The organism is Streptomyces sp. NPDC059008, from assembly GCF_042749045.1.
GTDB lineage: Bacteria > Actinomycetota > Actinomycetes > Streptomycetales > Streptomycetaceae > Streptomyces.
Map to the genome: position 1 here is coordinate 1 of NZ_JBHYJC010000049.1, position 19,314 is coordinate 19,314.

Consider the following 19,314-nt stretch of genomic DNA (forward strand, 5'->3'; position numbering starts at 1 on the left):
CCCACCAGGCCGGCCCGCCGGCGATTGCTCTCCCGACGGCGACGCGGGCGCCGCGTGCCGCCGGGGACTCCGCTCAGGCGGGCGGGTAGCCGCGGGAGTGCACGACGTCCCGGGTGAGCCGCGTGAACGCGCGGACGGCGGCGCTTTGGTAGGCGTTCTCGCGGCGCAGGAGGCTGACGGTGCGGGCCGGCAGGGCGGGGGAGAGGCGGAGCGGGGCGAGGCGCGGGTGGTCGTGGGTGACGGCGTCGGGCAGGACCGTGGCCAGGGAAGTGCGCTGGACGATCTCGGTCAGCGCCTGGATGGAGTTCGACTCGACGGCGATGCGCGGCCGCACACCATGGGCGGCGAAGTAGGCGTCGATATGGCCCCGTGTGGCGAAGTCGCCGCTGAGCAGGGCCAGTTGATACTCGCCTAGGTCGCCCGGCGACAGCGGCTCCGCCAGGTCGTCGGTGGGCGGGTGGCTGCCGACGACCAGGCCGAGGGTCTCGGTGAACAGCGGGGTCGCGGTGATGCCGGGTGGATGGGTGCCGTGGAAGGCGATACCGAGGTCGAGTTCGTCGGCCAGGAGCCGGGAGGCGATGTGGTCCTGCGTCATCTCCTTGACGTCCAGGGTGATCCCGGGGTGGTGAGTGTGGAGTTCGGTGACCAGGGGCCCGATGAGGTAGGCGGTGAAGGTCGGCGTGGCCGCCAGTCGCAGGTGGCCACGGGACAGGTCGGCCACGTCCAGTACGGCGCGCTCGGCGGCCGCCAGGTCCCGGAGGGCCCGCCGGGCGTGGTGGACGTAGATCTCGCCGGCGTCGGTGAGCCGCACGGTACGCCCCGTGCGGTCCAGCAGCTGCACGCCCACCGTGCGCTCCAGCTGCTTGACCTGCTGGGACAGGGTGGGCTGGGAGATGTGCAGCTCCTCGGCCGCGCGGGTGAAGCTGCCGTGCTCGGCGACGGCGAGCAGATAGCGCAGATGACGCAGTTCCAGGGCGGCCATACGCCCACTGTAGGACACCTATAGATGACAACAATGGAAGTCATGGATAGTGCGTCTTGGACGCTATAGGCCCAGTTCGTGCAGGGTGAATGGCGTCGGCCCGCAGCGGGCCGACAGCCACCGAAGGGATTCATCCGTGCAGGACCTCACCGAGGGCGTCGCGCGATTCCAGCGGGACGTCCACCCGGCCAAGGCGGAACTGTTCGCGCACCTGGCGACCACCCATCGACCGACGACGCTGTTCATCGGCTGCTCCGACGCCCGCGTGGTTCCGGAGCTGATCACCCAGAGCGAGCCGGGCGAGCTGTTCGTCATCCGTACCGCCGGCAACCTCGTCCCCGCCCACACGCCCGGCCCGGACGGCGTCGCGGCCGGCATCGAGTACGCGGTCGCGGTCCTGGGTGTACGCGACATCGTGGTGTGCGGGCACTCCGCCTGCGGTGCGATGACCGCCCTCGCCGAGCGCCACGACCTGGCCGCGACGCCGGCGGTCGCCGACTGGCTGCGCCACGCGGACGCGGCCCGCGCCCGCGCCTCGGCCTCGGCCGCCGAAGGCGAGGTGAGCGCCCTCGTGCGCGAGAACGTGCGGGCCCAACTGGCGAACCTCGCCACCCACCCGTCGGTCGCCCGCGCCCTGGCGCGGCACACGCTCACCCTCAGCGGCTGGGTCTACGACATTCCCACCGGCACCGTCGAAGAAGTCGACGCCGCGGGCCGCGCGCCCGTCCCCGTGGGCTGAGCCGATCCACCGGCCCTCACCCCCGCCGTTCCGCCGCATCACGAGCGAACGACACCCTCCGCAACCCCGAACCCGAAAGGACACCACTCTCATGAAGCACGCTCAGTTCGACCCCGCCGCCCGCCAGGCCCTGGCCGCCGAAGCCGTCGAGGCCAAGCTGCGCAAGGACCTGTCCTGGCAGCACATCGCCGACGCCGCCGGCCTGTCCGTCGCCTTCGTCACCGCCGCCGTCCTGGGCCAGCACGCCCTGCCGGAGCCCGCCGCCCGGGAGGTGGCCGAACTCCTGGGCCTGGACGGCGATGCGGCGCTGCTGCTGCAGACCATCCCGACCCGCGGCTCCCTCCTCGGCGGCACCCCCACCGACCCGACCATCTACCGCTTCCACGAGATGCTCCAGGTCTACGGCACCACCCTCAAGGCGCTGGTCCACGAGCAGTTCGGTGACGGCATCATCAGCGCGATCAACTTCAAACTGGACGTGAAGAAGGTCGCCGATCCCGAAGGCGGCGAGCGCGCGGTGATCACGCTGGACGGCAAGTACCTGCCGACCAAGCCCTTCTGAGTCCCGCTGGGCCAGCAGTTCCAGCTGCCGCTCCCAAGGCGCGCCGAGCGCCCCCTCGGACGGGCCGCTGCCGCACCGGCCGCGCAATAGAGAAATACCCCGGACCGAATTGACGGCCGGGGTATTTCTCTGCGTATATTGAGGGCTTCTGTGTCTTGACTCAACCGAAGTTCAGTTGAAGGCACATTCCCAATGTTCATTCCGAACTATATCCGAGCGGAGTTCAATTGTCAAACGAGGAATTGCGGCGCGAGCAGGAATTCACCGATCTGCTCCATGAGCGACTCGCCGAAATGCGGGACGGCGCCGCGGCGGCGGTGCGGGCAACCCTGCCGCGGGAGGGGAACAACGCCCAGGCGCGGCTGGAACGCGATGTCATGGTGGCCGAGCAGGCCGGACTGCTGGCCGCCTTCGAAGCCGGGGAGAACGGCCTGTGCTTCGGCCGGTTGGTGTTTCGCGACGGCAGCGACCACCACATCGGCCGGATCGGAATCCGGCGCGACGACGCCGACCGCACCCCGCTCGTCATCGACTGGCGGGCCGAGGTCGCCCGCCCGTTCTACCTCGCCACCGGCCACACCCCGATGGGGCTGCGCCGCAGACGGCACATCACGACCGAGGGCCGGCGGGTCACCGCCCTGCACGACGAGATCCTGGACCTGACCGACGCCGAACGCACCGGGCACGAGGGCGCCGACGCGGACGCCGTGCTGCTGGCCGCGCTGGACGCGGCGCGCACCGGACGGATGCACGACATCGTGCAGACCATCCAGGCCGAGCAGGACCGCATCATCCGCGCCCCGCACCACGGTGTGCTCGTCGTGGAGGGCGGCCCCGGCACCGGCAAGACCGTCGTCGCGCTGCACCGCGCGGCATATCTGCTCTACGCGCACCGAGAGCTGCTCGCCCGCCGGGCCGTGCTGATCGTCGGGCCCAACCCGGCGTTCCTCAGCTACATCGAGGAGGTGCTGCCCGCGCTCGGCGAGACCGGGGTCCTGCTCGCCACCCTCGGAGAGCTCTTCCCCGGCGTCCGCGCGACCGGAACCGACACCGCGCACGCGGCCGAGGTCAAGGGCGCCGCGACGATGGCCGACGCGCTGGCACGCTTCGTACGCGACCGGCAGTGCCTGCCCGACCCCGCGATCGTGATCGAGCACGACGACGGCGAACTGCGGCTGGACGCGGACATCGCCTACGAGGCACGCCGCCGGGCACGGGAGACCGGGCTGCCGCACAACCTCGCCCGCCCCCACTTCGCCTTCCGCGTCATCGACGCGCTCACCGCCCAGTTGGTCGACCGGATCGGCGCGGACCCCTACGGCGGCCCGAACCTGCTGGGTCCCGACGACGTCGCCCAGCTCGGCAAGGCCGTCGCCGTCAACCCCGAAGTGCACCGCGCCATCGAGGAGTTGTGGCCCGCCCTCACGCCGCAGCAGCTGGTCGGCGACTTCCTCGCCGACCCCGTCCACCTCCCCGACGCGGACGCCCGAGCGATCCGCCGCGCGGTCGGCGACGGCGACTGGACCCCCGCCGACGTGCCCCTGCTGGACGAGGCCGCCGAACTCCTCGGCGAGGACGACTCGGCGGCCCGTGCCGCGGCCGAGGCCGAGCGGCAGGAGCGGATCGCCTACGCACAGGGCGTGCTCGAACTCTCCTACGGCTCCCGCACCCAGGAGTTCGAGGACCGCGACGACGAGGACTCGGAGGTGCTCGCCGCACACGACCTGATCGACGCGGAACGCCTCGCCGACCGGCAGGAGGAGACCGACCACCGCAGCGCCGCCGAACGCGCCGCCGCCGACCGCACCTGGGCCTTCGGCCACATCATCGTGGACGAGGCGCAGGAACTGTCCGCGATGGCGTGGCGGCTGCTGATGCGCCGGTGCCCGACCCGCTCGATGACCCTGGTCGGCGACCCGGCGCAGACCGCGGAGCCGGGCGGCTGCGGCACCTGGGAGGCGATCCTCGCGCCGTACGTCGGCGAGCGCCGGCAGCACGTCAGGCTCGGCGTCAACTACCGTACGCCGACCGAGATCATGGAGCTCGCCGCGCGGGTTCCCCGGGCCGTCGACCCGGACTTCGCACCGCCGCGCTCGATCCGCTCGACGGGCAGACCGCCGTGGGCGCACCGCACCGACGACCTGGCCGGCGCGGTGGCCGAGGCCGTCCTGCGCGAGACCCGCGATGCGTCGGGCCGCCTCGCGGTGATCGCCCCGCGCCCGCACCATGCGGCACTGCGCACCGCCCTCCCGGCCGCCTCCGCCGGCCCCGCGCCGGACCTGACCAGCCCGGTGGTGCTGCTCGACCCCCGGCAGGCCAAGGGCCTGGAGTTCGACACGGTGATCGTGGCGGCACCGGAGGAGTTCGGGACGAGCGACCTGTACGTCGCGCTCACCCGGGCGACGCAACGACTGGGTGTGCTCCACACCCGGCCGCTGCCGGCGGGACTGGAAACCCTTCTGCCGGAGGAGAGGGCAACCGCGCCGCTCTGAGGGCCGGTTGGCGAGCGGGCGCAGGTGCGGACGAGGAGGAGGGGGCAGGGACGGGAGCGCGACGGGGCGCGACGGGACCGGGCATGGCGGGCGCGGGCCACCCGCGCGCCCGCCAATGCCCCGGCGGACTCCTTTCCCAGGGCATGGACGACACCGTCCCTGGCAAGGCATGACCCGCCCACCGCACCCAAGTCCCCCGTGGGCAGGCCGCCCCCGGCCGCTCCGTGCCAGCCCTTCGCACAGAGGGGCAGATTGGAGGTTCGGCATGCCCGGTAAGCACCGGAGGCGCCCGCGCCGTCCCGAGCGCCGCACCGCGAGGGCCGCGATCGCCACCGCCGTGGGCGTGGTCCTGGGCGCCGCGGGACTCGATGTGGCGACGGCCGACGAGGCCCCGCCGCCGCGGACCGTGGACGCCGCCCCCGCCGCTCCGGAACATCCCGCGTGGCACACTCCCGTTGCCGCCTCGGCCGACCGCGATCCGGCGGATCAGGACCCGTCCGAGTACGTGCGCCAGGTCGTACGGCTGGTGAACGCGGAGCGCACCGGGCACGGGTGCCCGCCCGTACGGTGGAACGCCGTGCTGCAGCGAGCCGCGCAGCGCCACTCGGACGACATGGCCACCCGTCACTTCTTCGACCACACCAACCCCGACGGCGCCGACGCGGGGGAGCGGATCACCCGGGCCGGCTACGCATGGTCCTCGTACGGCGAGAACATCTCCGTCGGCCGGGCGACGCCCTCCGCCGTCATGACCGCCTGGATGGACAGCCCCGGCCATCGCCGCAACATCCTGCAGTGCGACCTGGCGGACATCGGCGTCGGCATCCGCTTCGGCACCGGCGGACCGTGGTGGACACAGGACCTCGCCAGCCCCCGCTGACGGCGACACCCGGGCCCTGTGGGACCTGTGCACCACAACGACCTCAGCCCGGCCGCTACTGACGGAGGGGAGGCCGGGCAGCCGGCAGCGACGCTTCAGGGGCGAGTCCCCCCTCAGCCCAGGTTGAGCGCCGTGGCGAGGTCCACGGACGGGTCGAGTGAGACGACGACGCGGGCCTGGAGGAGTGGTTCGCCGTGGGTGAAGCGGCTGGTGCCGAGGGCTGCGTTGAGGTGGGCGGCGGCGCCCGCCGTGGTCGTGAGGGCGGCGTCCAGGCGCAGGACCGCGGTCCGGGTGTCGAGGGACGAGCGGATGCCGGGCCGGGTGAAGGTACCCAGGGTGAGCGTGGTGCCGCCGTGCACGCCGTCGGTGGTGCGGGCCCTGAAAGTGCCTTGGGAGAGGTCGGCTTCGAAGCCGGTGACCTTGACGGTCTGGTGGGTTCGGCCGTTGACCAGCGCCATACCGGAGTCGACGAAGTGCAGTTCGCCGCCGACCGTACCGCCGCTGTTGGTGACCGCGCCGTCCTTGACGCGCAGCCGCATACCGCCGTCGGTGTGGCCGGAATCGTGCGGCCCGACCTCGCCGCCGGGGTCGACCCCGGCGATCGCCACGCCGTCGGCTGCGAGCGCGGCGAGCAGGGCGGCGGGCATGCGCACGACGGCGGAGCCGCTCCGGACGGGCACCTCGGTGTGGCCGGCGGGCCGGGCGGGAGCGGCCGGCGCGTCCGGGGGCGGGGCGGCGGAGGAGGGGTGTGCCGGAGCCGGAGCGGCCGCGGGAACGGCGATGGCGAGCGTCAGAAGGACGGCCGTGACCAGGCGGCGAGGGTGCATGGGGACCCCTTTCGTGAGCGGGAGGTCACTCCACGTGCCCCTCCGTACTCATGATGAAGTCTCCCGGCGCCTTCCGCCGGGCACGCCCTGGCTGACGGCGACCGCCGGGCGGGGGCACGGCGCATCGCGGCACGGCGGCGCGGTGACGTGGTGAAGCGTGGCGACCCGGCGACAGTTCTTCTCGTATTTTGTGCAAAGTCGAGGGTATCTTGCTAGTAGAACGAGTAACCGTGCCGTCCCGCCCCACCCCGCCCCAGCCCCAGGGAGCCGTGAACCTGCCATGACCGTCACCCCTGCGATTCCCGCCACCATGCGTGCCGCCGTCCTGCACGGACCCGAGCGCCTCGGCATCGAAGAGCGCCCCGTTCCCGCCCCCGGTCCGGGCGAGGTGCTGATCCGCGTCGAGGCGGTCGGCACCTGCGGCTCCGACGTGCACTACTACCGGCACGGACGCATCGGCGACTTCGTCGTGCGCGAGCCGCTCGTCCTGGGGCACGAAGCGGCCGGCACGGTGGTCGCCTGCGGCCCGGGAGCCGACGCCCGCCGGATCGGGCGGCGGGTCTCCGTCGAGCCCGGCACCCCTTGCGGCAGCTGCGGCGAATGCCGTCCGGGCCGCTACAACCTCTGTCCCGACATGCGCTTTCTCGCCACACCGCCGGTCGACGGCGCCTTTTGCGAATACCTCGCCGTGCGGCAGGACTTCGCCCACGAGGTCCCCGACTCCCTGACCATCGAGGAGGCCGCCCTGCTGGAGCCGCTCTCGGTGGCGGTCTGGGCCTGCCGCAAGGGCCGCGTCGCCCCCGGCGACCGCGTCCTGATCACCGGTGCGGGGCCCATCGGACTGGTCGCCGCGCAGACGGCACGGGCCTTCGGCGCACGGGACGTGCTCGTCACCGACGTCCTCCCGCACCGTCTCGAACTCGCCCGAGCCGTCGGCGCCACCGCCCTCGACGTCTCCCGCACACCGCTGCGCGAAGCGGAGTACGCCCCCACCGTGCTGCTGGAGTGCTCCGGCGTCCCCGCGGTGAGCGGCGAGGCGATCCGCACCGTGGCCCGGGCCGGACGCGTCGTCCTCGTCGGGATGGGCGGGGACGAGGTCCCGCTGCCCCTGAACCGGGTGCAGAACTATGAACTGGAACTGACCGGCACCTTCCGCTACGCCCACACCTGGCCCACCGCGACGGCGCTGGTGGAGTCGGGGGCGGTCCGGCTCGACTCCCTGGTCTCGCACGGTTACGGTCTTGCCCAGGCTGAGAGCGCACTGACCGTCGCCACCCACGACGAGACCGCCGTCAAGGCCGTCATCTATCCGCAGCGGTAGGCCGCGCCGCCGCTGCCCGACCGGAAAGGGGCGGCCCCGATGGCTTCCGCACGGTCGTCGCTGGCCGAGGTCGACCGGCGACGGCAGGACGTACTGGCCCACGTCGTCGAGCACGGAGAGGTGCGCATCGACGCGCTGGCCCGGCACTTCGGGGTCAGCCTCGCGACCATGCACCGCGATCTGGACCAGCTCGTCGAACGACGGCTGCTGCGCAAGGAACGCGGCCGGGCCGCGCCGTTCCCGTCCCTCACCATGGAGACCGCGACCCGCTTCCGTATCGCCGTGAACCGTCCCGTGAAGGAGGCGCTCTGCGCCGCCGTCGCCGACGAGATCCGCCCGGGCAGCACCGTCGTCCTGGACGACTCGACCACGGTCTTCCCGCTCGCGGCCCGGATCGCCCGCACCGAAGCGGTCGCCGTGGTCACCAACTCCCTCGGTGTGGCCCGGCTGTTCGACGAGACGCCGGGCGCCGACGTCACCCTCCTCGGCGGCCGCTACCGCGGGGAGTTCGGCTCCTGCGTCGGCCCCGACGTGCTGCGCGCCCTCGGCCGTCTCCGCGCCGACCTCGCGGTGATGTCGGCCGTGTCCGTCCTCGGCGGCCGGCTCTTCCACCCGGTACGCGAATACGCGGAGATCAAGGAAGCCATGCTGGACTGCGCGCGGCGCTCACTGCTCCTGGCGGACCACACCAAGTTCGGCAAGACCGCCACGCACGCCTACGGCGACATCACGCGCTACGACCGGGTCGTCACCGATCACGCCACGCCGCCCGGCGAACTGACCGAACTGCGCCGCCTGGGCGTGCCCGTCGACGTGGTCGACGCCTGACGCCCACGGCAGGCGCTTCGGATCGCCACGCACCGACGGTGCGGGGCGTACCCGGCCGGAGCTGCCGTACCCCGCCGGCGAGTGCCCGGATATCGGGCGGCGCCTGCCATTTTCCGACAATCAACGCCCTGCGCAGGAACATCCGTTGACGTCGGGCCCGTCCTGATGTGACAGTACGGCCGCCCGGGTCATGGACATGCCGTCCTCGACACGCCGTCCTCCTGCCGTGCACTGCCCCACTCGTCGGAAACCGGCCGGACGACGACACCACGCTGCCCCGACCCGGCGTCCCACCAGATCCCCCGTCGGCAGAACGCGCTACCCCCTCAAGGAGCCATGGTGTTACGAAGACTCTCGGTGGCCGGCATATCCCTCGCCGCCACCCTCGCAGCAGCCGTCCTCGCCGCGGCCCCCACGGCCGCCGCCACCCCGCAGAGCCCGCGGCCCGCCACGGCCCAGGCCGCCCCCGACATCGACGTGGTCAAGGTCCAGGCGCACCTCACCGAGCTGAACAACATCGCGACCCGCAACGGCGGCAACCGCAAATCCAGCGGACAGGGCTACCGGGACTCCGTCGCCTACGTCAAGAACAAGCTCCAGGCGGCCGGCTACACCGTCACCGAGCAGCCCTGCACCTCCGGCTGCGCCAGCGGGGCCGGCCCCAACCTGATCGCCGAATGGCCCAAGGGCGACGCCGGCACGGTGTACATGTTCGGCTCGCACCTCGACAGCGTCGGCGCCGGACCGGGCATCAACGACAACGGCTCCGGTTCGAGTGCGCTCCTGGAGACGGCGCTCACCCTCGCCGAGCAGAACCCCGCCATGGCCGCCCGCGTCCGCTTCGGCTGGTGGACGGACGAGGAGCAGGGCCTTAACGGCTCCGACTTCTACGTCAACTCCCTCTCCACCACCGACCGTTCGAGGATCAAGGCGTACTACAACTTCGACATGGTCGCCTCGACCAACGGCGGCTACTTCATCAACCACATCAACTCCGCCGCCGCCGCGCCGATGAAGGCGTACTGGGACTCCCTCGGCCTCCAGCCGGAGGAGAACACCGAGGGCGCCGGCCGCTCCGACGACTACTCCTTCGAGCAGGCCGGCATCCCGACCTCCGGATACGCGATGGGCGCCGGCGCGAGGAAGACCTCCGCCCAGGCCGCCAAGTGGGGCGGCACCGCCAACCGCTCCTACGACCCCTGCTACCACCAGTCCTGTGACACCACCGGCAACATCAACGGCACCGGACTGAACCGCAGCGCGGACGGCATCGCCGCCACCCTGTGGAAGCTCGCCGTCTCCGACACCGCCCCGTCGAACGACTTCTCCCTGGCCGCCGCCCCGTCCTCCGGCAGCGTCGAACCGGGAGCGTCGGCCACCAGCACGATCTCGACGGCGACCACCAGGGGCTCCGCCCAGACGGTGCAGCTGTCGGCGTCGGGCGCCCCGGCGGGCGTGACCGTCTCCTTCAGCCCCGCCTCGGTGACGTCCGGCGACAGCTCCGCCATGACCGTCGCCACATCGGCGACCGCGGCCCCCGGCACCTACTCCCTCACGGTCACCGGCACCGGATCCGTCACGCACTCCACGACCTTCGCCCTGACGGTCAAGGGGACCGGCAGCTGCACCAGCCAGCAACTGCTCGGCAACGGGGGATTCGAGAACGGCACCACCCCCTGGACGGGCGACACCGGCGCGATCGGCGCCCACTCGGGCCAGCCCGCCCACAGCGGCAGCAGGTCCGCCTGGCTCGGCGGCTACGGCTACTCCGCCGCCGACACCCTCAGCCAGCCGGTCACCGTGCCCGCCGGATGCAGCCGAGCGACGCTGACCTACTGGCTGCACATCGACACCGGCGAGACCGGCAACACCGCCTACGACACGTTCAAGGTCAAGGTGGGCGGCACCACCCTGACGACCCTGTCCAACACCGACGCGTCCAACGGCTACACCCAGCGCACCCTGGACCTGAGCCGCTACGTCGGACAGCAGATCACCCTGACCTTCACCGCCACCGAGGACGCCAGCCTCCAGACCAGCTTCGTCCTCGACGACGCGGCCCTGCAGACCGGCTGACCTCCAACTGCCCGGAGGGGCGACGGACCGGCCCACCGGCCCGTCGCCCCTCCGGCGCACGAGCGTGACGCGGCCTGCCTCACGTCGGGCTCAGACCCGGGCGGTGAAGGGGCACTTCCAGTCGGCCGGCTTGCGGCGGCCCGAGTAGCGCCGGGCCTCGGAGAGCTGCTCGTACTCCACGAGGTTCGGATTGATGTCGCCCTGCAGCTCGATGTCCTGCTTGCGTATCTTCTCCTGGAGCCGGTCCCACAGGCCGGCGGCCTTTATCCGGTTGAACTGGGCGTGGGAGTTGAAGGCGAGCATCGGGAACGGCGGGCGGCGGCCGAGACGGCTGTGCGTCTCGTGCAGCCCGATCACGAAGAACGGGTGCCCGGCCACGCTGTACGCGAAGGCGCCGGACGAGGGGTCGCGGTCGTAGCCGTCGGCCCAGGGGTGGGTCAGGCTGTCATGATCGTGAACGGCCTGCAGCTGCTGCCACATCAGGTCCTCGAACTCGGTGTCCGGCACGTTCAACGGCCCCGAGAAGGTGGCGACGAAACTGGTGAAGGGCTTGGCCTCCCAGTCCACCGACTTCACATAGGCGTGCAGGTCCTCCGTCATCTGCCGGGCGGCCCCGTCGTCCCCGAGCCAGGTGTAGTGATGATGGGCGATACCGCCCTGCCGCCATGCCGAACGGCCGGCCAGGCAGGGAAAGGCGTCGCCGAGCAGGAACTGCCCGACTTCAGTGGCGGCGGAGGCGTCAACCGTCATGTTCGTGACCTTCGGTGAGGGGGGCATCGCCCGGGGGTGGGGCCCTGGTCGTGCTGGGGACTCTGGAAGTGAAGATCGAACCCCGCCGATTCGTCAAGGCATGGCCGCTGGGCACCTGCTCGGCCGCCCTCACCAGCGGCGACGGGACCGTGGCCGAGGGGTGCCGTGCCCCGTCGGGCGCGATGTCGCCCCGGCGGGCCGCACGCCCCGGGGGAGCCGCCGTCAGCGTGCGGCGGGAAGGCCGCTCCCGGTGCGCTTCAGGGTGCGGATCACCGGAGCGGTCTCCAGGGACCGGACGGCGTCCAGCGCGGCCACCCGCTCGGTCAGATACCGGCACAGATCATCGGCGCTGCGGCAGTTGACCGCGGCGACGAGATTGCTGGGGCCGGTGGTCATGGCGGCGAACGACACCTCGGGATGCCCGGCCAGCTCCCGCGCGACGTCGCTCAGCGCGGAGGGCCGCACGGACATCCACAGCCGTGCCTCGGTGGGGAACCCCAGGGCGGCCGGAGCGATGTCGACGGCGTAGGTGAGGACGCCGGCTCGCCGCAGCGCCTCCAGGCGGTGCCTCGCCGTGGAGTCCGCCGCGCCCATGGCGGCCGCGAGCTCGGTGTAGCCGGCCCTGCCGTCACGCGCGAGGATCTCCAGCATCGTCCGGTGCTGATCGTCGAGGACCACCGGCCCGTCGCCCGGGGAGGTCGGGGCGGGCCGCAGACGGTCGACCTGCTCCGCGGTGAGTCGGGCGGCTCCCGCCCAGGCGTTCGGCAGAGCGGTGGCGCGCAGCAGCAGGTGCGCGGAGACCGCGGTGACCCGGCTGGTTCTGGGGAGCTTGTGCAGCAGCAGGGCATCCCGCTCGGCGGCGGACGGCGTCTGGACGTTGCAGGAGATCTCCGTCCCTCCGGAGAGCAGGTACACGTAGGACGTGTCGGACCGGGCGGCCAGAGCGCCGGCGATCGCACCGGCAGCGTCCGGGGTGCACTGCAGCCGGAGAGTCCACGACGTGTAGCCCAGCAGCACGCCGTTGACCACGCCGACGACCCGGAGGACGCCGGCAGCCCGCAGTCGGCGGTAGCGGCGGGCGACCGTGTTCTCCGAGACGTCGAGGACCTCGGCGACGGCGCGGAACGGTGCGCGTCCGTCGATCTGGAGCGCATGGACCAGACCGCGGTCGACCTCATCCATGGCCACGACATCGGTGACGGTATCCATCGCACCACGCTACTTGGTGACGGGTTCCTGCGTCCTGGCGGCGCTGGATGGCTCTCCCGCGCCCTTCACGGTGATCGTGGACACGCACCGCCCGACCCGGCAGGCCTCGGCCCACCCCGACCCCACGGAAGGCTTCGATGAACGCCAACAGCAAGATCCTCGTCACGGGAGCGACCGGAAACGTGGGCCGACAGGTGGTCTCCCGGCTCCTGACGGCCCACGTCGGCGAGGTGCGGGCACTGACCCGCACCCCCGACGCGGCCCGGCTTCCGCAGCAGGCGGACGTACGCCAGGGCGACCTGGCCGACTCCGGCGCGCTGGAGTCGGCCCTGGAGGGCGTGGACGCGGTCTTCCTCATGTGGCCCTTCCACAGCGCCGAGCCGGCCGCCGCCGTCGTGGACGCCGTCCAGCGACACGCGCGCCGCGTGGTCCTGCTGTCCTCCGGCGCCGTCCAGAGCGGGCTCCCCTGGGATCGGCAGCCCCACCCGGTGGGACGCTCCCACCGGGCGGTGGAGCAGCTGATCGAAGACTCCGCTCTGCGCTGGACCCACCTGCGGCCCAGCACCTTCGCCGCCAACGCCCTGTGGTGGGCCGACCAGATCCGCACCGGTGACGCGGTACGCGGCGCCTACGGGGCCGCGGCCATGGCACCCCTGCACGAGGCGGACATCGCCGCCGTCGCGGTACGCGCCCTGACCGACGACGGCCACGACGCTGCCACGTACACGCTGACCGGCCCGGACGTCCTGACCCAGGCCGAGCAGGTCCGCGTGATCGGCGAGGCGCTCGGCCGGCCCTTGAGGTGGCAGGAGCTGTCGCGGGAAGCCGCCCGGCAGCTGCTGCTGGCCGATGCGGCGATCCCCGACTCCTTCGTGGAGGTCCTGCTGGACGGGTACGCCGAGATGCTCGACGCGCCCCGCCCCGTCACCACCGGCACGGTCGAGGAGATCACCGGCGCACCGGCGCGGACCCTGCACCAGTGGGCCCTCGACCACGCCGATGCGTTCCGTCGTCGCCGGTGAGCAGCGAAGTCACCAACCGGGAGGCGATCGGCACGGGCACCCCGTGCCGATCGGCCGCCCGCAGCAGCGCACCGCCGATCGCATCGAGCTCCAGTGGACGGCCCGCCTCCGCGTCACGTTGCATCGACGACTTGCTGTCGCCCGGGAACGCGTCGTACAGCTCCAGGGTCTTCGCGGGGTCGGCCGGCGCACCGCAGGCCCCGCTCACCGCGGCGGCCTCCGCCACCAGCGCCGACAGCTCCTCGCGCCGCTCGGTCCGCACCGCACCGATGGTCAGACCGTAATGGGCGGTGAGCAGCGCGAACGGAGCCAGGAACGCCAGCTTGCCCCAGAGCGCGGCCGTCTCGTCGTCGGCCACACGCGTGCGCACCCCCGCCTCCTCCAGCACCGCGGCCAGCGCCCCGAGGCGCTCGGGCGCTCCGGCCAGATCGATCTCGGTGAACGGGCTGCCGTGCTCGATGGTCCCCGGCGCGGTCCGGGTCGAGGCGACGCGGATGACGCCCGGCACGACGCACCGCGCGCCGTAGCGCCCGCGCAGGACGTCCGGGTGCTCGACGCCGTTGAGCAGCGGAACCACCCAGCCGTCACCGACGACGTCGGGTGGGATCCGCTCCAGCGCCGCGGCGAGAGCGGTGTGCTTGACGGCGATCAGACACAGATCGACCGGTTCCCGCAGCTCGGTGACCGCCTCGACCGGCGCGGTGAAGGCACCGAACTGCGCGCTGCGCACCGTGATGCCGTCCCGCCGCAGCACCTGCGTCGTCTCCTCCGCGGCCACACAGATCACCCGGTGTCCGGCGCGGGACAGCACACCTGCCAGGAGACCGCCGACTCCGCCCGGGCCGAGCACCGCCACGGTCCAGGGGCGTGCGGTGGGCCGGGTCGCGGGCGCCGGTGCCGCACCGGCCTCGACTCCGGTCTCGGCCCCCACCCCGGCTCCGGTTCCGCAGGCGGCCGACGGCGCGGAGAGCACCGCCCGGCAGTCCCGCCACGCGGACGCGCTCAGGAGGGGGCGAAGGCGGCTGAACAGGCTGAGCAGGCCGGCGCCCGAGGCCTCCCGGAACGCCGGGTCGACGCGGGCGATGTCGAGTTCGTTCGCGGCGGTGAGCTCGGCGAAGTCCCGCCGCAGCGCGAGGGCCGGCGTGCGGGTACGACCGGTGAATCGGTCCCGGAAGGTGGCGTCGGGGTCCGCGAGGGTGGGGTACGAGGCGTCCCGGTCGCAGCCGGCGTAGAAGTACACCAGCGCCTCGGCCTCGGCGCCGATGACCGCGGCCAGTTCCGCGCGGCGGTCGAGCGGCAGCAGGGGTGTGGCGAAGCCGTCGGTTCCGTAGAAGGCGTGGCACAGGCCGGCGAGCCGCAAGGCCGGCCGGGCGCCCCACGCGGCGAGCTGTTCCTGCACTCGGTGGAGGTGGGTCAGGAGCGTCCCGCCGGGATGCCCGAGCGTGTCGGCGCCCAACTCGCGCACCATGTCGGTGACGCGGGCGATGACCGGACCGATATCTGAACCGCTGTCGGAAGCGAATTCTGAACCGCTCTTTGCACTGATCTCGAAATCGATGCCTGAACCGCTGTCAGAAGCGGCTCTGGGGTCATTGATGCCTGAACGATGGGCGTCAGGAGGTACGGAGAACATGGGGTTCGGGCTCCTCTCGGTGCTTGACGGGTCGGCACCTGCCCAGGCCCGCGCCGGCCGTCCGGCCTGGTGCGGGAGCGGGGCGTGGTTGCCGCCCTCGGCCCTGCGGTGATCATCGAGGAAGCCTCAAATCCGAGTCAATCCCAGGGTTTTCTTGCCCCTGCCCAAGCAATCGCTTGGATTTCGCCGTCGACCTGCCGGACGCCGCCCGCCTGGCCCGCCGGCGGCCCCGCATTGTGCCCGGACCTGTGCGGAGAGCGCATCTTTTGACCTGCCGGGGCGTCGTGCCTACGCTCGGAAGTGACATCTGATTGAGGTTGCAACGATGTCCGCGAAGCAGGTTCGGAGTCCTGCCAAGTCGCCCCCGTACGGTGCGTCAGGGCCTCGCGCGTTCCCGGCGCACGGCGGTGAGCCCAGGAGAACTCCACATCGACATGCCGATGCATCGGCAACGCACCAACCCCGAGAGGGGACGACGATCATGCGCGCGAAGACCAGGACCCACCGCATAGCCGCGGCACTGTGCGCAGTGCCCTTCCTCGTGCTCGCCGGGGCCGGCGCCGCCAGCGCGGCTCCCGCCGCCGCACCGGCAGCCGCACCCACCCATGCCTCCGCCCACGGGTGGGACTGTGACGACGACTGGCGCTGGGGCGACTGCCACGACCACTTCGGCTACGACGACTACGGAATCAGCGTCATCGTCATCGGCTGATCATCCGGGCCGCGAGAGCCGACAACCTTCTACCGCAGGGGACCTGCCCGCACGGGCCGGGCCCCTGCCACCGTGCCGGCCGCCGGACGGTCGGCGAGGCGCGGACGCCGCCGACCGTTCTCCGGTCGGCGGCGTCGGACGGACCCGGCGTCAGGCGGCTTGCTGCAGTCGGTGCAAGGACGCCACCAGCTTGTCCACCTCCTCGGGCGTGTTGTACAGCGCGAGGGAGGCACGGGCCGCGCTCTCCACGCCGTAGTGGGCCAGAGCGGGCTGGGCACAGTGATGACCGGCCCGGATGGCGATGCCGTCGCGGTCCAGCCAGTCAGCGACCTGTGACGGATCGTGACCGGCGAGGGTGAAGGTGAGTACGGCGATCCGCTCGGGCGCGGAACCCAGCAGCTCGAGCCCCGGAACCGTGGACATGGCCTGTTGTGCGTGCGCCATGAGCGAGGTCTCGTAGGCGGCGATGGCGTCCCGGTCGAAGGACGTCAGCCAGTTGAGCGCGGACAGCAGACCGACCACGCCGGAGATGTGCCCGGTACCGGCCTCCAGGAGGTGCGGCACCGGTGCGTAGGAGGTACGGGCGAAGCTGACCGACTCGATCATGTTGCCGCCGCCCTGCCAGGGCGCCATGCTCCGCAGGATCTCGGGCTTGGCGTACAGGGCGCCGATCCCCGTGGGCGCGAACAACTTGTGGCCGGAGAACACATAGAAGTCGGCGTCCAGGTCCTGCACGTCGACGGGGAAGTGCGCCACCGCCTGCGCCCCGTCCACCAGCACCTTGGCCCCGTAGCGGTGCGCGAGCGCGGTCATCTCGCGGACCGGCGGGACGGTGCCGAGCACATTCGACGCATGGCTGATCGCCACGAGTTGGGTGCGCATCGACAGCAGATCGGCGTACGCGGTGAGGTCGATCTGCCCGTCCGGTTGCAGCGGTACGGGCACCACCCGGGCCCGGGTCTCCTTGGCGACCAACTGCCAGGGGACGATGTTGGAGTGATGCTCCAGCACCGGTACGAGGATGTCGTCCCCGGGGCCGAGGTTGGCCCGTCCCCAGCTCTGGGCGACGAGGTTGATCGCCTCGGTGGTGCCGCGTACGAAGACGACGTCGTCCGGTGACGGCGCGCCGAGGAACTGCGCGACCGCCGCCCGGCCCGCCTCGTACGCCTCGGTGGCCTCCCGGGCCATGGTGTGGGCACCACGGTGGATGTTGGAGTTGGCGGATCCGTAGAAGCCCGCCAGCGTCTCGATCACCTGCCGCGGCTTCTGCGTGGTGGCCCCGTTGTCCAGCCAGACCAGCGGGTGCCCGTTCACGGTCCGGTGCAGGATGGGAAAGTCCCGCCGCGCCAACTCGGGTGAGAAGGCGACCGGTTGACCGGGGAGACCGGCGGGTGCTGAGGGTGGGGGAGTGCCGGGGTGGGAGGTGGCGGACGGTGCCCCTTCGGCGACCGGGGGCGCGGCCGGAGCCGGAGCCGGAGTCGTCGCCGGAGCCGTCATGGGGGCCGTGGTCGCGGCCGGCGCGGTGGCGGGAGTCGTGACCGCATGCAGTGCCGCGGCCGGATCCGTGGTCGCCTGCGGGACCGTGCCGGGCCACTGACCCCGCGTCACGTCAGGAGTAGTCATGGTAGTTGGAGACCTCGACGTTCTGGAGCACGGCGAGCGCGTCCTCCACCAGCACCGCGGTGTTGAAGTACGCCGTCATCAGGTACGACGTGATGCCCTTCTGGTCGACGCCCATGTTGCGCATCGACAGGCCGGGCTCCACCTCGTCCTCGACCTTCGCCGGGCGCAGGCCCACCACGCCCTGCTCGGCCTCGCCCACGCGCATCAGCAGGATCTCGGTGGTGCCGACGCCCGCACCGCCGGAGAACCGCACCTTGTCGGAGGGCAGCAGGGGGACCCCGCGCCAGGTCAGCAGCGGGCTGCCGAAGCGGTTGTCGATGATCGGGGGCACGCCCCGGCGCGTACACTCCCGGCCGAACGCGGCGATGGCCCTGGGGTGGGCGAGGAAGTAGCCGGGCTGCTTCCAGACGCGGGTCAGCAGCTCGTCGAGGTCGTCGGGGGTCGGAGAGCCGGTGCGGGCCTGCACCCGCTGCCCGGGGGCGACGTTGTTGAACAGGCCGAACTCCGGGTGGTTGAGCAGCGAGGCCTCCTGCCGCTCGCGCAGCGCGTGGACGGTGAGGTTGGACTGGGCGCGGGTCTGGTCGATCGGCCCGTTGTAGAGATCGGAGACCCTGGTGTGCACGCGCAGCACCGTCTGGGCGAGGGTCATGTGGTACTCGCGGGGTGTGTCCTCGTAGTCGACGAACGTCCCGGGGAGGTCCGGTTCGCCGTCGTGCCCGGCCTTGAGGTCGACCGGCACCTCGGCGCCCGGCAGCACGCCGTCCGCCGCGAGGTAGGCGTCCATCGCCCCGCGCACCGTCGCGTCGCGCTCGCACAGCCCGGCGAGCACGCTGCGCTCGACGCACAGCGCCACGCCGGGGGTGAGCGCCTTGACGCGGTACGACAGGGGCTCGCCACGGGTCCAGGCGTCGAGGTCGAAGAACTGGCCGTCGCCGATCACTTCGAGCAGGGCGTCCTCGCCGTAGCGGCCGCTCACCCGCTTCTCGGCGCGGCCCTGGGCGATCACCCACAGCCGGTCGTGCGCGTCACCGTCCTGCGCGAGCAGCTGCCCGGCCTCGAAGGGAACTTCCGTGAAGGCGCCCGCCAGTTCGGTCAGCAGCGCGTCGTCGGCCTCCCTGAGGTAGGGCAGTTCCCGCAGGTCTCCGGGGATGATCCGGGGTGAGCCGCCGTCGGAGTGGGTGCTGATGCGGTCGTCTCCGAGGACGTACGTACGGCGGCGGTTGACGCGGAAGACACCTGCTTCGACGTCCACCCAGGGCAGGGCGCGCAGCAGATAGCGCGGGGTGATGCCGCGCATCTGCGGAGTGGTCTTGGTGGTGGTCGCGAGCTGCCGTGCCGCATTCGGGCTGAGACTCATCTGGTCGTTCACAGGGACCTCCTCGCACACAGGCATGCCGAACGACCGGCGCGGGGCCGACGGCATGCGGGAACGAACCGATCGTGTTGTCGGGCTCGGTGGGCCCGCAACCGACCGTCTGCCGGGGTGCGGCCTGAAACGCTCGCCGAACTGACGGCGCAAGTCCGTATGCCTGAGCGACCACGCGGCGTCGTGCCGCCGGTACCACGCGTCGGCATAGCGGAATTAGTCATTCCATCGACGTCGCGGCATGTCACTCGACGTCACATGGCGCCCCATATACGACCAGATTCGCCCTCAT

16 protein-coding genes and 1 pseudogene are annotated in these 19,314 nt (G+C 72.1%); 9 read left to right on the plus strand and 8 right to left on the minus strand.

The genetic code is table 11. The features are described from left to right. Nucleotides 1-73 precede the first annotated feature (73 nt). Entirely contained in the window at nucleotides 74-982 is a 909-nt protein-coding gene (cynR, locus tag ACFWZH_RS33690) for a transcriptional regulator CynR (protein ID WP_384440131.1), read from the minus strand. Nucleotides 983-1,118: 136 nt separating this feature from the next. On the opposite strand from cynR, the gene ACFWZH_RS33695 reads away from it, so the two are divergent. The 4 genes from ACFWZH_RS33695 to ACFWZH_RS33710 all read left to right on the plus strand — a co-directional run bounded on the left by ACFWZH_RS33695 (nucleotide 1,119) and on the right by ACFWZH_RS33710 (nucleotide 5,655). Next, entirely contained in the window at nucleotides 1,119-1,721 is a 603-nt protein-coding gene (locus ACFWZH_RS33695) for a carbonic anhydrase (protein ID WP_384440134.1), read from the plus strand. 91 nt (nucleotides 1,722-1,812) lie between these two features. After that, nucleotides 1,813-2,283, plus strand: coding sequence for a cyanase (gene cynS / locus ACFWZH_RS33700; RefSeq protein WP_384440137.1), 471 nt, complete (start codon nucleotides 1,813-1,815; stop codon nucleotides 2,281-2,283). Between the two features lie 242 nt (nucleotides 2,284-2,525). Then, a complete protein-coding gene (locus tag ACFWZH_RS33705; RefSeq protein WP_384440267.1) occupies nucleotides 2,526-4,775 on the plus strand; it encodes a HelD family protein in 2,250 nt (749 codons plus the stop codon). Nucleotides 4,776-5,040: 265 nt separating this feature from the next. Further along, nucleotides 5,041-5,655: a CAP domain-containing protein gene (locus ACFWZH_RS33710; RefSeq protein WP_384440140.1), complete on the plus strand. Its 615-nt coding sequence runs from the start codon at nucleotides 5,041-5,043 to the stop codon at nucleotides 5,653-5,655. A 113-nt stretch (nucleotides 5,656-5,768) separates the two neighbouring features. Here ACFWZH_RS33710 and ACFWZH_RS33715 read toward each other — a convergent pair whose 3' ends face one another. After that, the gene (locus tag ACFWZH_RS33715; RefSeq protein WP_384440143.1) at nucleotides 5,769-6,482 is read right to left on the minus strand and encodes a hypothetical protein; all 714 of its coding nucleotides are present in this window, start codon (nucleotides 6,480-6,482) and stop codon (nucleotides 5,769-5,771) included. A gap of 280 nt (nucleotides 6,483-6,762) precedes the next feature. Here ACFWZH_RS33715 and ACFWZH_RS33720 point away from each other — a divergent pair, with 280 nt between their 5' ends. The 3 genes from ACFWZH_RS33720 to ACFWZH_RS33730 all read left to right on the plus strand — a co-directional run bounded on the left by ACFWZH_RS33720 (nucleotide 6,763) and on the right by ACFWZH_RS33730 (nucleotide 10,707). After that, a complete protein-coding gene (locus ACFWZH_RS33720; RefSeq protein WP_384440146.1) occupies nucleotides 6,763-7,803 on the plus strand; it encodes an NAD(P)-dependent alcohol dehydrogenase in 1,041 nt (346 codons plus the stop codon). Nucleotides 7,804-7,842: 39 nt separating this feature from the next. Then, complete coding sequence (locus ACFWZH_RS33725) at nucleotides 7,843-8,631, plus strand: DeoR/GlpR family DNA-binding transcription regulator (RefSeq protein ID WP_384440149.1); 789 nt, start codon at nucleotides 7,843-7,845, stop codon at nucleotides 8,629-8,631. A gap of 336 nt (nucleotides 8,632-8,967) precedes the next feature. Then, a complete protein-coding gene (locus ACFWZH_RS33730) occupies nucleotides 8,968-10,707 on the plus strand; it encodes a M28 family peptidase (RefSeq protein ID WP_384440152.1) in 1,740 nt (579 codons plus the stop codon). 90 nt (nucleotides 10,708-10,797) lie between these two features. On the opposite strand, the gene gntA is transcribed toward ACFWZH_RS33730, so the two are convergent. Continuing rightward, entirely contained in the window at nucleotides 10,798-11,457 is a 660-nt protein-coding gene (gene gntA / locus ACFWZH_RS33735; protein WP_384440155.1) for a guanitoxin biosynthesis heme-dependent pre-guanitoxin N-hydroxylase GntA, read from the minus strand. A gap of 222 nt (nucleotides 11,458-11,679) precedes the next feature. Continuing rightward, nucleotides 11,680-12,666: an AsnC family transcriptional regulator gene (locus ACFWZH_RS33740; RefSeq protein ID WP_384440158.1), complete on the minus strand. Its 987-nt coding sequence runs from the start codon at nucleotides 12,664-12,666 to the stop codon at nucleotides 11,680-11,682. A 137-nt stretch (nucleotides 12,667-12,803) separates the two neighbouring features. Here ACFWZH_RS33740 and ACFWZH_RS33745 point away from each other — a divergent pair, with 137 nt between their 5' ends. Then, entirely contained in the window at nucleotides 12,804-13,688 is an 885-nt protein-coding gene (locus ACFWZH_RS33745) for an NAD(P)H-binding protein (RefSeq protein WP_384440161.1), read from the plus strand. Here the strand turns inward: ACFWZH_RS33745 and ACFWZH_RS33750 are convergent. After that, complete coding sequence (locus ACFWZH_RS33750) at nucleotides 13,615-14,544, minus strand: ketopantoate reductase family protein (RefSeq protein ID WP_384440270.1); 930 nt, start codon at nucleotides 14,542-14,544, stop codon at nucleotides 13,615-13,617. The two genes, ACFWZH_RS33745 and ACFWZH_RS33750, sit on opposite strands and share 74 nt — an antisense overlap. Before the next feature lie 102 nt (nucleotides 14,545-14,646). Beyond that, nucleotides 14,647-15,156, minus strand: a pseudogene (locus ACFWZH_RS33755) (DUF6817 domain-containing protein); the annotation flags it as partial. 646 nt (nucleotides 15,157-15,802) lie between these two features. On the opposite strand from ACFWZH_RS33755, the gene ACFWZH_RS33760 reads away from it, so the two are divergent. After that, nucleotides 15,803-16,033 carry a hypothetical protein gene (locus tag ACFWZH_RS33760; RefSeq protein ID WP_384440164.1) on the plus strand — a complete coding sequence of 77 codons (231 nt, stop codon included), beginning with the start codon at nucleotides 15,803-15,805 and terminating at the stop codon, nucleotides 16,031-16,033. Nucleotides 16,034-16,183: 150 nt separating this feature from the next. Here ACFWZH_RS33760 and ACFWZH_RS33765 read toward each other — a convergent pair whose 3' ends face one another. Both ACFWZH_RS33765 and ACFWZH_RS33770 read right to left on the minus strand, forming a co-directional pair. After that, the gene (locus ACFWZH_RS33765) at nucleotides 16,184-17,656 is read right to left on the minus strand and encodes a SufS family cysteine desulfurase (protein ID WP_384440167.1); all 1,473 of its coding nucleotides are present in this window, start codon (nucleotides 17,654-17,656) and stop codon (nucleotides 16,184-16,186) included. Then, nucleotides 17,643-19,025, minus strand: a complete 1,383-nt coding sequence (locus tag ACFWZH_RS33770; protein WP_384440170.1) for a family 2B encapsulin nanocompartment shell protein — start codon at nucleotides 19,023-19,025, stop codon at nucleotides 17,643-17,645. Before ACFWZH_RS33770 ends, ACFWZH_RS33765 begins: the two co-directional genes overlap by 14 nt. Between the last annotated feature and the right edge of the window lie 289 nt (nucleotides 19,026-19,314).